Source organism: Colwellia sp. 75C3, from assembly GCF_002836255.1.
Taxonomy (GTDB): Bacteria; Pseudomonadota; Gammaproteobacteria; order Enterobacterales; family Alteromonadaceae; genus Colwellia.
Genome location: NZ_PJAU01000048.1, coordinates 119,852 through 133,420, shown reverse-complemented (window position 1 = coordinate 133,420; position 13,569 = coordinate 119,852). Strand labels below are relative to the sequence as shown.

The 13,569-nt window shown below is 37.9% G+C and carries 10 protein-coding genes; 1 reads left to right on the top strand and 9 read right to left on the bottom strand.

Annotation, left to right across the window (positions count from 1 at the left end; all coding sequences use genetic code 11):
• Window positions 1–40: 40 nt before the first annotated feature.
• Together tyrA and CXF85_RS10890 are read right to left on the bottom strand one after the other, a co-directional pair.
• Window positions 41–1,186: a bifunctional chorismate mutase/prephenate dehydrogenase gene (tyrA, locus tag CXF85_RS10895; protein ID WP_101228558.1), complete on the bottom strand. Its 1,146-nt coding sequence runs from the start codon at window positions 1,184–1,186 to the stop codon at window positions 41–43.
• Between the two features lie 158 nt (window positions 1,187–1,344).
• Window positions 1,345–2,439, bottom strand: a complete 1,095-nt coding sequence (locus CXF85_RS10890; protein WP_101228557.1) for a 3-deoxy-7-phosphoheptulonate synthase — start codon at window positions 2,437–2,439, stop codon at window positions 1,345–1,347.
• A gap of 724 nt (window positions 2,440–3,163) precedes the next feature.
• On the opposite strand from CXF85_RS10890, the gene CXF85_RS10885 reads away from it, so the two are divergent.
• Window positions 3,164–4,564, top strand: a complete 1,401-nt coding sequence (locus CXF85_RS10885) for an alanine/glycine:cation symporter family protein (protein WP_101228556.1) — start codon at window positions 3,164–3,166, stop codon at window positions 4,562–4,564.
• A gap of 39 nt (window positions 4,565–4,603) precedes the next feature.
• Here the strand turns inward: CXF85_RS10885 and chrA are convergent, their stop codons facing one another.
• The 7 genes from chrA to CXF85_RS10850 form a co-directional block, all read right to left on the bottom strand.
• The gene (gene chrA / locus CXF85_RS10880) at window positions 4,604–5,776 is read right to left on the bottom strand and encodes a chromate efflux transporter (protein ID WP_101228555.1); all 1,173 of its coding nucleotides are present in this window, start codon (window positions 5,774–5,776) and stop codon (window positions 4,604–4,606) included.
• A gap of 308 nt (window positions 5,777–6,084) precedes the next feature.
• Window positions 6,085–7,527, bottom strand: a complete 1,443-nt coding sequence (locus CXF85_RS10875; protein WP_101228554.1) for a TIR domain-containing protein — start codon at window positions 7,525–7,527, stop codon at window positions 6,085–6,087.
• Between the two features lie 666 nt (window positions 7,528–8,193).
• On the bottom strand, window positions 8,194–10,146 hold the full coding sequence (gene acs / locus CXF85_RS10870) for an acetate--CoA ligase (protein ID WP_101228553.1): 1,953 nt from the start codon (window positions 10,144–10,146) through the stop codon (window positions 8,194–8,196).
• 366 nt (window positions 10,147–10,512) lie between these two features.
• The gene (locus CXF85_RS10865; protein ID WP_157829079.1) at window positions 10,513–11,202 is read right to left on the bottom strand and encodes a porin family protein; all 690 of its coding nucleotides are present in this window, start codon (window positions 11,200–11,202) and stop codon (window positions 10,513–10,515) included.
• Between the two features lie 264 nt (window positions 11,203–11,466).
• Window positions 11,467–11,778 carry a DUF6172 family protein gene (locus tag CXF85_RS10860; RefSeq protein WP_101228551.1) on the bottom strand — a complete coding sequence of 104 codons (312 nt, stop codon included), beginning with the start codon at window positions 11,776–11,778 and terminating at the stop codon, window positions 11,467–11,469.
• A gap of 171 nt (window positions 11,779–11,949) precedes the next feature.
• Window positions 11,950–12,906, bottom strand: coding sequence for a prolyl aminopeptidase (gene pip, locus CXF85_RS10855; protein WP_101228550.1), 957 nt, complete (start codon window positions 12,904–12,906; stop codon window positions 11,950–11,952).
• 117 nt (window positions 12,907–13,023) lie between these two features.
• Entirely contained in the window at window positions 13,024–13,401 is a 378-nt protein-coding gene (locus CXF85_RS10850) for a DUF2237 family protein (RefSeq protein WP_101228549.1), read from the bottom strand.
• Window positions 13,402–13,569: the final 168 nt, after the last annotated feature.

Below are 13,569 nucleotides of genomic sequence, written 5' to 3'. Positions count from 1 at the left end.
TGCTGATTACTTTTACATTAATAATCAGCAATATTTGTGTCTAATGTTTTTTTAACTCATTCGCTTTAAGTAACATCGATTTACTTTCTTCGAGGAAGTCTCCAGCATAATCGCCAAACCAATCGGAGACATGATTAAACATATCAACAAAGGCATCTTTATCATCAAGGCTAACATCTTCAAGCAGCTCTAAAAATCGGTAAGCAAAACGTTTCATCATGCCAACATTCTCTTTATTAGCAAAAATAATGTCTGCATAAAGGGTAGGATCTTGAGCAAATAATCGGCCAACCATGATCAGCTCTAATCGATAAATAGGTGAGCTCATCGCCACTAATCTTTCTATATCAGCACCTTCACTCATCAAGTGATAACCGTAGGCAATGGTAGAAAAATGTCGCATAACTTGCACCATCGACATAGCTTCATCATGTTCATGGGCTTGTACGGGATAAATCTTAGCGCCCCAAACTTCAAATTGTTGTAACAACCACTGATATTGCTCAGGGTAACGTCCTTCACAACTAATAATCGTTTGTTTAATCAAACCAGTAACATCAGGGCCAAACATTGGGTGTAAACCAACAACAGGACCTGCATGTACTTTTTTCATTTCAAATAAAGGCGATTCTTTAATACTGGTTAAATCAGCAAGAATACAGCCTTCGGGTAAATTATTAAGATGATGAATAACCATTGAGGTTAAGCGGATAGGTACGGCGACAATAACTAAACCGGCGTCAGCTAAAATAGCCTCACTGTTTGGCCAATCCTCTTGATCAAGAATGGCAACTTGATAATCTGAGCGCTTAAATAAGTCGACAAAAACTGAGCCTAGTTGCCCTTTCCCGCCAACCACAACAACCTTTTTACACTCAGGATTAACACAACGATAACCACTGGCATCTTGGCTGACATACGAATCACGCATTAAACGGCGCAATACATCTTCAATTAAGTCAGGCGATAAACCGGCATCACTTGCTTGCAAGCGACGTTTAGCAAATAAACTTGCTTCACGTACGGGATCGTAAATAGGCTTACCAACATTACTTTTTAACTGTCCTACCTTACTGGTAACAGCAAGACGTCGGTGCAATAACTTAACTAAATCACTATCAATCTCATCAATTTCATCACGTAATTTTGTTAACTTTGTATCAAAGTCGGGATCTGAATTCGTCATCGCTATCTCTTATAAAAAACATCTTATGGGGAAAATATTGGTTTAAGTATATTGCTTAAAGTATTTTTCTTAATGTCGTAGCTCGAAGCCTTAAAATAGAAAACGCGACATAAGTCGCGTCTAATACCAATAAAGCTAAATTATCTTACCTACTTAAATTAGGCAATACGTGAGGTTAAACAACCTGATAGTTGTGCATCAGTATCCGCTAATAATTGCTCTGTTTCAGCAAAATCAATGCATGCATCAGTAACCGATACGCCGTAAGCTAAATCTTCTTTCGCTAAGTCGCTACTTTGATTACCAGCATTAATATTACTCTCTAACATTATACCAATAATTGATTTATTACCCGCACAAATTTGTGCAACAACATCTTGCGCAACTAATGGCTGACGCGTGTAATCTTTACTTGAATTACCGTGACTACAGTCAACAATAATACCTGGTTCAATACCTTGTTTAGCTAAAGCTTGTTCGCACTCTGCAATACTTGTTGCATCATAATTAGGCGCAGCGCCGCCACGTAAAATAACATGGCCATCAGGATTACCGCGAGTTTGAATCAAAGCAACCTGCCCTTGACGATTTATTCCCATGAAGTGATGTGGTGAAGCGGCAGATTGTAATGCGTTTACTGCGACGCCTAAGCTACCATTGGTACCATTTTTGAAACCGATTGGCATAGATAAACCACTGGCCATCTCACGATGAGTTTGTGATTCAGTAGTACGCGCACCAATAGCTGACCAGCTAAATGCCTCTGCTAAGTATTGTGGACTAATAGGGTCAAGCGCTTCAGTTGCCAACGGTAAGCCAAGCTCTGTTAAATAAAGAATCAATTCACGTGCTTTTCTTAAACCGGTTTCAACATCAAACGAACCATCCATGTGTGGGTCATTAATCAAACCTTTCCAACCAACAGTCGTACGCGGTTTTTCAAAGTAAACACGCATAACTACATACAACGAACCTTGGTATTTGTTGTGTAGTACCTTTAACTGACGAGCATAATCTTTAGCCGCTTCAACATCATGTACAGAACACGGACCTGAAATAACTAACAAGCGAGGATCACGTTTATGGATTATGTCACTAATTGTTTTACGCGATTGCTGAACAAACTCACGACCTTCTTCTGAAAGTGGTAATTCAGCACGTAGCGCTTCAGGAGTAATTAATACATGCTCGGCATTAACATGAATGTTATTTGAGCTGGTTGGCACTGCTGATAATTCGTTGGCTGTTGTCATTGTTTTTTCCTTACTTTGAACATTTTCCACTAAGTGGAAGTTCAATATTAACTTTAAAAATAGGGTTTACGCTAGTTAACTAAACAGATAAAAACTTGAAATTCAGGAAGGATAACAGTCACTTTATAAAGGCTACAGCTCAACCAAAAACAAAAACAAGAAATCGTAAAGATTTAATTACGCGATTTGTATTGTTATTTTTACACTCTTTTTTAACTATGTATAGTCTTTATTGGAAAAATAGAGAGAAAACCGAGTAAAAACTTTATTGCTGAGAAATCTGCCTCGTCATTGTGGTTATCCCTTAGGCCGGAATCCAGTTTTAGATGTCATGAAAAAGTAAAATACATCAACGCTAAAAACAATGGATTCCCGACAATACACCTCGGGAATGACGTGCCATTCCCTATATTGTCATTGTGGTTATCCCTTAGGTCGGAATCCTGTTTTAGATGGCGTTAAAAAGGAAAATACATCAACACTAAAAACAATGGATTCCCGACTAACAGACCTCGGGAATGACATTCTGGCCTATTCCCTCATTCAGCTTGTCCCTTAGGCCAGAATCCAGTCTTTACGGTTGAAGCTTAATTTCATAGATTAAAAAGTTTCGACTCATAAATATTGATATTTATTCTTATATATCAGTCAATGCCATAATGATTAAAAATAACCACTCTAGTGCATGCCGTTGCATGCTAGTTATAAAAATTAAGGACATACTTTGAGCGATTTTATCGGCTTTGCTAATAACCTACTCTGGAATAACGTACTCATTTACTTGTTAGTTGGCGCAGGCATTTGGTTTAGTTATAAATTAGCCTTGTTACAAGTGCGTCACTTTCCTCACATGTTTCAAATACTATTCAACAAAAGTGACAGTGATAAAAAAGCAATATCATCATTTCAGGCATTAATGACTAGCCTTGCAGCACGTGTAGGCACAGGTAATTTAGCCGGTGTTGCTATTGCAATAACATTGGGAGGCCCTGGCGCTATCTTTTGGATGTGGGTAATCGCTTTCATTGGCATGGCCACAGGTTTTGCTGAAAGTTTACTAGGGCAACTCTACAAAGTACGTAATAGTGATGGTGAGTTTCGTGGTGGTCCCGCATATTATATAACCATGGGCTTAAATAAACCCTGGTTAGCCTTTGGCTTTTCTCTGTGTATTTTCATCGGCTACGGTTTAGTCTTTAGCTCAGTGCAAGCCAATACCATCGCTGATGCTTTACAAAATGCTTACCAAGTAGACGCCGAATATTCAGGACTTGTTATTGTTGTTCTCGCTGCCTTTATTTTTATGGGTGGTGTAAGAGCCGTAGCACGCACCGCTAGCGTTATAGTACCTATCATGGGCTTAGCGTATTTAGTGTTAGCGTTATATATTTGTCTCATTAATATTGAGCAAATACCGGCAGTATTAATGACTATTTTCAGCTCAGCTTTTGGTTTACAAGAAGCTGGCAGTGGCGCCTTAGGTGCCGCTATTATTAATGGTGTTAAGCGCGGATTGTATTCTAATGAAGCGGGTTCAGGCACAGTACCACATGCTGCAGCGTGTGCTACGCCTAATCCTCATCACCCTGCTGCCCAAGGTTACGTGCAAATGCTCGGCGTATTTATTGATACCATTGTGGTATGTACTGCAACTGCGCTGATGATTTTATTAGTATTAGGCACAGAAACATCTGACTTAACGGGCATAAGATTAACCCAGTACGCGATAACTGAGCATGTAGGGCATTGGGGCAACCACTTTATTTCGTTAGCCATTTGCTTGTTCTGTTTCACTTCAATTATTGCTAATTATGTTTACGCTGAAAGTAACTTACATTTATTCAAACTTGATAACGCCTACGGTCGTTGGGGCTTTATTTTAGTATTTTTATCAATGACATTTTGGGGTTCTATTGCCGCCTTACCTGACGTATGGGCGTTAGCAGATTTATCTTTAGGCATACTAACGGTTATCAATGTCGCTGTTATTTTAGTGCTAACACCCACTATTGTCGCCGTAACAAAAGACTATAACCAGCAGTTACAAGGCAATAAGTCCCCTCGTTTTACCCTAACTAAAAGCGATAAAATTCAGGGATATGTCACTAAAAACATCTGGAAATAACTCGATTATTGAAGATTTAGTGCATTTAAAAATGATCACTTAGCTAGTGATCATTGGCATTAAATAACCGAATGCAATAAAGCTAGCGACTAGCATTATAATAGGTACTTTCATCGTTCTAAGCGCAAAAAATCCAACAATGACTACGGCCATATCAACAGGAGTCACAATCGCAGAGGTAAATACCGGTTGATATAATGCTGCTATAAGTAAACCCACTACCGAAGCATTAATGCCCCAAACGGCACCAGCAACTTTAGGTTTAGCCGCTAACGTCTCCCATGCATTGTGAAAACTTAACACAAGTAAAAACCCGGGTAAAAAGATAGCCACAGTGGCAATTAATGCCCCAGTTAAGGGCGAATGAGCGAGTAAGTCTGCGCCTAAAAATGCAGACAATGAAAACATAGGTCCAGGTACAGCTTGCGCTGCGGCATAACCCAATAAGAAGCGATCAGTCTCAATGGCCTCACCTAATGCTTGCTGTAACATAGGTAATACCACGTGACCGCCACCAAACACTAAACTGCCTGACTGATAAAAATCAGCAAAAATAGTCAACCATAATGGTGATTGACTTAATAAGGGTAGTCCCGCAAATAACGCAGCAAAGATAATTAAGGGTAAATAGTTTATTTTACCCTTCGTTGTGATCCCAGCTGCTGTAACGGATGTTACCTCATTACTTTTTTTGATGTTCATACCAATCAACGCTGCTGAGATAAGTACCAGCATTTGCATTAATAGGCTTGGCGCAACTAATAATACTACCGCTGTTATCATACAAATAATGATGGTATTACGCTCTTTGCAAAAGGCTTTATACATATTCAATGCTGCATCAGCGACTACTACCACAGCTAATAATTTCAAACCATGGGTAACATTGACTAACCATTGTGCATCTTGTGTCTGATTGGTGGTCGCAAGGAAATAGAGTAATAAAAAAGAGGGAAATGTGAAGGCTATAAATGCAGTAAAACCACCAAGAATACCTGCACGACGTAAACCGATAGCAAAACCGATTTGACTTGAACCTGGGCCGGGTAAAAACTGACTTAATGAAATTAATCGAGCATAGCTTTCGCTATCTATCCATTTCAATTTTTGAACGAATGTTCTTTCGAAGTAACCTATATGTGCTGCCGGACCACCAAAACTGATCCATCCTAGTGTAAAAAACTGCCAAAAAACTTGCCAAAGTTTCATCATTACCTTACCTAACTGTTATGAAATATCGATTTATCGCCATCATTATATTTCAGTTTTATTACAGTTAAATGACAAAAACAGTGTGATTATGTACCCGAAGAATAAGTTTTGTAATGTTGATGTGTCATAAAAATAAGAGTCGAGTCAATAAATGAGAATCAGTAACTACGCCTACTATTTGAGACTACCAATCACTAAATGAGATTGGCTTCTTATGATCACTTTTACCACATTGCGGACATTAGTTCGTAAGGACTAAACAATATTTCGGATTAGTTTTTGTATAGAAAACTAACCATAGTCTCTTGTTAGGCATCGGCATCAGCTGAAAAATTAAGGTTTCTTAATGATTTTTTACCTTCTTTCCTGTATTGAATATACTTTTCTCGCTGTTCATCTTTACTTTTTAGCGCCTTAGCTAGTCGATCATGTGCATACTCAGATTCAGGCTCCATTTTTATAGCTTTTTTCAACCAGTCAATTGCTTCAGAATGGAAACCTTTGTTATTCAGCATATTTCCAATATTGTGTAAAATCCAAGGACTTTTAGATTCTGTAAGTTCTTCTGCTTTTCGACAGGAAAACATCGCTTTTTCATATAAGTTTAGATCTACGCACGTATTGCTTAAATACCCCCAATAGGTTTCGCTTTTTGGGTAATTGAATACAAGAAAGTCTAGCAAATATAATGATTCCTTATTCCTGTTTTGATCTTGTAGTTCCCTTGCGAGTGCATAAATTAACTTTTCATCATTAGCATTATTCTCATACGAACCAATTAAGATTTTTAATTTATCTTCTGATTTTTTTTCGAATGTAGATGCTAATGCCATGGCAACAGTGGGGTTTTCATCGGGGTTATGTTTTTGTAATATCTCACGAGCCATGTCAGTATCGTCATTTTGATCATAAGCTTCAGCCAATACTGTGGCTAATTTAGGGCAACTATTTGAGGCTTCATAAGAGGCTGTTGCGATTTCTATCGATTTATCATGATAATCTTCCCAATATAACATTTGCGGAACCAATGATTCGACTTCAAAATTTCCTACATTACTCTTTGCAAAATTGCATAGTTCTAGAAGGCCATCTTTATCATTTTGCTTTAATTTAATAAACGATATCCACATCTCATTTTTTAATTTTTCATCACCGTTTATTTTAGATAGCCCTTTTTTTAATTTATCTGTGGCTGCTTTATAATCATTTTTTATGAAATCTGAAAACCAATCATCTTCTGTTTTCGAAGTTCCCGCTGTAGAATCACCAGAGTCCTCATGCTTTGTTCTTTCCCTTAGCAATCCTAACGACTTTATTTGAGTTCGCATTTGATTACATACAGCACCCGTAGCAGCTTGAAAGCTGCCGTCAGCTCGACCAGATTCATATTTACCTGGTGTGACTCCTAATAAATCAGTAGGGATATGTATAGTCGTACCATCAGGAATTACAAAGAAAACCCTATTCCTCCCCATTTTTCCAATAAATAAGCCAAGTTCAAATAGTACATTATCTCTTACGGTTGGAGATTCTTTATCTCTCATTGTTGTAACATCATCAGCACTAAAAACAAAAACACCGAAATCCATTGATTCAAGTGTTTTATCTAGAGATTCTATGGTTGTTTTTGATAAATCAAATACGCCTTGATCCCAAACAGTAGATTCTGCGTCATGTGTTAAGTTTTGTTGAATTGCGTAAGCTATATTTAGGCCTTCAACAGAAGAGCCAATAAAAATTTTGGGCTTCATTTATGTTCCTTCATTAATTTGCAGAGAAATGCATGATTCTAACTAAATGCCTAACGGCTTATTGGAAGGCATGGTGCCTTATTTAAACAACGCACCATGCCTACTTTCATAATTTATTGAATTCAACCATAACGGTTAACTCAGTGATTTTCAAGGGATTAACAAGGTATATGGTGCATATCCCTAAGTTAAAAGAAAGCATAGTGCCTTCTTTCACGCAAAAGTGTAACTTCTAGAGGAACTGTTTATAAAAAAATTTATATAGCAAAGTAAATTCATTAGAAAATATAGGGCGAAATTTTTGATGCTAATGTCAGCAATGCGCACAAAGTGATCATTAAGATTGTTGACTGAATATCAGACCTTATCATTGAAAACAGAGAAACTAATAAGCTCTCATTTGTTTTATCCCATCAAAATAAACATAATAACTTTCTGGTGATTGGTGATGTTATTACTGTTTTTATTAGTCGTCCCCCGAACAATAATAAATGATTTCACCTGTCGGCTTCCAGGTATTATCCAGCCAGACAATCCATTTTTGAAGATCAACAAGCAAGATACCCTAATCACATATCAATGTTTACTGCCTTTTGTCGACTAAATTGAAGACAAAAAAAAGCGCCTTTCGGCGCTTCTTATTAATCAATGTATTGAGCGTGCTGGTTAACTTTTTGCAGCATGAATAATACGTTGAGCAATCAAGTTCTCAACAACACTTGGGTCTGCCAATGTTGACGTATCACCTAAAGTATCTACATCATTCTCTGCAATCTTACGTAAAATACGACGCATGATTTTACCTGAACGTGTTTTAGGTAAACCTGGTGCCCATTGAATGTAATCAGGCTTAGCAAAACGACCGAGCTCTTTCGCTACAAACTCACGTAGTTCTACGTTTAACTCGTCAGACTCAGTTGCGTTACCCATTAAGGTTACGTAACAATAAACGCCTTGGCCTTTGATTTCATGTGGATAACCAACAACCGCAGCTTCAGCAACAGCTGGATGAAGCACTAACGCACTTTCGATTTCAGCAGTGCCTAATCTGTGGCCTGATACGTTAAGCACGTCATCAACACGACCTGTTATCCAGTAAAAACCATCTTCATCACGTTTCGCGCCATCACCGGTAAAGTAGTTACCTGGGTATTGACCTAAGTACGTTTGGTAGAAGCGATTATGATCGCCATAAACCGTACGTAATTGTCCAGGCCAACTTGCAGTCATCACTAACAGACCTGCGTTCTCACCTTCTAATGTATTACCGTCTTTATCAAATAACGCCGGTTGAACACCAAAGAAAGGCTTACCAGCACAACCTGGTTTCATGTCAACAGCGCCCGGTAGTGAAGTAATTAAAATACCACCCGTCTCTGTTTGCCACCACGTATCAACAATTGGACAATTACTCTTACCAACAACTTCGTAATACCAGTGCCATGCTTCAGGATTAATTGGCTCACCTACCGTACCTAACAAGCGTAAAGACGATAAATCAGAGGCGTTAACTAAGTCATCACCAATACTCATTAATGCACGAATAGCTGTAGGTGCGGTATAAAATACGTTAACTTTATGCTTTTCACATACTTGCCAAAAACGACCAGCGTCTGGGTATGTTGGCACACCTTCAAATACTAAGGTGGTTGCGCCGTTTGCTAACGGGCCATAGAAAATATAAGAGTGACCAGTGATCCAACCTGCATCGGCTGTACACCAGTAAACTTCACCTTCTTTATAATCGAAAACATACTTATGTGTCATGGCTGCATATAAAATATAACCACCACACGTATGTACTACACCTTTAGGTGTACCTGTTGAACCCGAAGTATAAAGAACAAATAATGGATCTTCAGCATCCATTATTTCTGGTTCACAAATTGCTGCTTGTTTCGCTACAGCTTCTTCGTAGTTGATGTCAGTTTTTTCATTCCAAGCAACATCACCGCCAGTACGGGCAACAACGATTACTGAATGAACATTAGGACAATCGGCAACGGCTGCATCAACATTCGATTTAAGTGGAATACGTTTACCGCCACGAAGACTTTCATCAGCCGTGATAATGACTTTACAATCAGCATCTAAAACACGTGCTTTAATCGATTCAGTAGAGAAGCCACCAAATACCACTGAATGGATTGCACCAATACGTGCACACGCTAACATTGCGTAACCCACTTCAGGGATCATCGGCATGTAGATACAAACACGGTCGCCCTTTTTAACGCCACGTTCTTTTAATAGGTTAGCTAAGCGACAAACGTGATCGTGTAATTCTTGGTAAGTAACTTTTGAATCATCATTTGGATCATCACCTTCAAAGATGATAGCGGTATCATTTGCTTTAGTCGCTAAATGACGGTCAATACAGTTATAACTTACGTTAAGTTTAGCGCCAGAGAACCAGCTGATTTCAGAGTTTTTAAGATCAACTTTACTTACGCTGTCCCAAGGTTGATACCAATCAATAAATTCTTTTGCTTGCTCGCCCCAAAATTCATCAGGTTGTTCAATTGATTTTTTGTACATAGCATCGTATGTCGCTGCATCAATATGAGTATTCGCCTTGGCTTTCTCTGAAACTGGGTAACAAGTTTTTAATTCTTTCATTTCTCTTCCTTCGGACTTAACTTGATGTTTATTTATGTGAGCCAACTCTATGGTCAACTTTTGGGCACATTTAACTGTTATTAAACATGCTAAAATGTTTACAAGGCTTTTGATATACGCCTTTAGTCTTAATTTACGTTTTTACTCTATTATTTTGCTCTATTTACTTTTACTTATATTGATAGAAAGCTCAAGTAATTAAAACAACTAACTCATAACTTAACATTGAATAAGTAAATTGACAACGCTGTCATTACTTACTTAGATGTTGCCCATAAAAAAGCACCCGCCGTTAAGTTGGGTGCTTTTATTTATCTATTCACTCTATTTTCAAGTATTAATTAGGACGTATGCAACGAGTACCTATTAAAAACTGACTTTAAGTAATAAAGATATGTTTTCAACTTTGTAGCTCGTTTTATAATGACCAGTAGTTGAGTAACTAAAGTCTTCATAAGTTCCTGCATCAGATAGAGATTCGCCCCAGCCCATATCAAGAACAGAATACTCTACTCCTAAGCTTACCGATTCATTAACATTGTATTCTGCACCAATACCATAATAAATATCATTATCGTCTTTTTTCATAGGCTCAAATTCGCCAGCCGTTGATGTAGCTTTAAAGTCCCACTTGGCAAGACCTGCTCGGGCAAACAAAGATAAATCATCTGAAAGTGGTAAAATGCCTTTTATGCCAGCACTAATTGAAGAGCTTTCAATTTTAGCACTACTGTTAGCACCATCTTCATCAACGTCGTTCTCGTTCCATTCACCATATTGGTGATGACCAAGTTCAACGGCAATATAGTTATTAAATTGATAACCAAATCTAACACCAAAAGACGTACTTTTCTCTGATGGAGAGGAGTCAGTTTCAGTCTCAGTTTCGCTCTGAGTTTCTCCAAGGTAAGTAGTGGTATACGTTGCGGTGTAGTTTGCCTCTGCTTTGTTTTTAGCTGATCCTGCTGACAATTCAGCATAGAAACCAGCAGTTGCAGGCGCAGTTAATAACAGGCTTGATATAACGGTTGAACATACGAGGGCAATTTTTTTCATTGAAAACATCCTGTTTTAAATTATGGAATAAACATAAAGGTCTACGTTTATTTTTAACATTTTTATTACATAAGTAACTTGGCGCGCATACTAACAAGAGGCATTAGCAAGTTCAATTGCTAATGCCTCTCATTTATCAAATAAACAGAGGTACAATCCTTGCTCTATATTCTAATAAAAATATTAATCCTTATTTTACAGGCATAAAAAAACCGAGCGATTGGCTCGGTTTTTAGTAGCTTAAAGAAGTAGTTGTGCTGCTAACTAATCTTCAGACTCTTCTTCGTCTCTTGGAGTGAAGGTTCTAATACCTTCTTTAGCTACAATCTCAATGTAGAATGACGTTAAGCCGTCAACTTGAGTTTGATCAATGCGCTTATTAATGTCTGACAATTGTACTGGCTCTGCTTCTTCTTTGGTATTACCAAATTGGCAATCAAAATCCCAAAAATCAGCTCCTGAAGGTAATTTTTTATTACGTTCTCTTTTAAGATATTTTTTAACTTCGTGTTTAACGGCATCAACACGTCTTTCAAGTTTAATTTTCTCGTGGGTTAATTCAAATACTTTTTTCATGGATGGCCTTAAGTCAATGGCTACAATTACTCGCATTTAAAGCACGAATAATAGGTATAAATTAGATAATGGCAGTATTTTACGTTACTTTCACGCAAGTAGCGAGATAGTGATGGCAACACAGCATAAAAAAATCACTGTGTTGCCCTAATCAGATTTATAAGCTTAATATTACAGTGATAACATTGCTTGAGTTGCCGCAATTAAATGATGTTTAGTATTCGGTTCAACTGAGGCATGACCCGATGCTTCACTTAGTACTAAGGTTGATTTTGGTAATTGTTGGTGTAATAACCATGCATTATCGGCAGGACAAACAATATCGTAACGACCATGAACTATAGCCGTTGGAATATCTTTGATTTTATCGCAATTAGCTAAAATTTGATTGTCAGTTAAAAAACAATCATTAACCATGAAATGCGCCTCGTGACGAGCCAGTGTCCAAGCATGGTCATCACCCGTTGCCGCATCAACAAATGCTTGGTCAGGTTTTAAGGTACAACAACGAATTTCCCAAATACTCCACGCTGTAGCAATTTTTTGCGCGAGCTCTTTATCTTCACCAATTAACATGGCGTAAGCGGCTTTAGTCGTCGCTTGTGCGCTACCTTCTGGTAGAACATCTAAATAATCTTGCCAATAATCAGGGAAGATACGTGTCGCGCCACCACCAGAGAAAGTCCAGTTAGTGTCAACATCTCTGCCTAAGAAAATACCACGTAATACTAAACTACTTACACTTGTTGGATGTGTTTGAGCATAAACTAACGATAACGTAGACCCCCACGAACCACCAAAAACATGCCATTTATCAATAGCTAAATGTTGACGGATTTTTTCTATATCGGCAACTAAGAAGTCAGTTTCATTATTATCTAAACAACCGTGCGGTAATGAACGACCACAACCACGTTGATCAAATAAAATTATATGATATTGCTCAGGATCGAAAAAACGTCTGTCATTCTTTGAACAACCGCCACCTGGGCCACCATGAATAAAGAGCACTGGCTGCCCTTTTGGATTACCACATTGTTCTACATAAATTTGATGTTGACCGTCGACATCAAGTAAAAAGTCATTAAAAGGGGCTATTTCAGGGTAAAACGCATTCAGGGTGCTCATTATATTATTCTCTTTATTCTAATTAGGTATTGCCTGCTATTACGTTAATACAGCACTTAACTCAATCAGCAGGACTTCACTTTATTCACTTGGATTATTTCTATCAGATTATTTTGTTTAACTTAAGTCTAAAGCAAACTTTTTTAATATCTCGATAGGTACTATTTCCAGAGCTTTAATATGGGTTTTTCTTAGGTGAACTCTTGGTGCTCTGTCACCTTCGTAGGCTTCTAACCAGCGCTCTGCACATAAACACCAAGTATCACCCGGTTTTATGCCTGCAAAATTAAACTCTGGAATTGGCGTTGATAAATCATTGCCTTTAAAGCGCGAAAATTCTAAAAATTGCTGACTTGCTTCAATACAGATGGTGTGCGAACCAACATCTTGCTCAGAGGTATTACATTTATTATCACGAAAAAAACCAGTTACCGGATCGCCACCACAGCCGACTAGCGCTTCACCGAATACATTAATTGACTCATCCATTTCCATAATTTTTCTCATTGCTACGATAGTTGAACTCATCTTATACCAGTTACTATTCAAAGTGCAGGAATTCAATAGGAATTTAAGTGTCTTTAGGCTTGAGGATAATACAAATATAGGGCTTACTTTTTTTCTTATTATCTTGCTGGGGATTATCTAAATGATTCAACATAA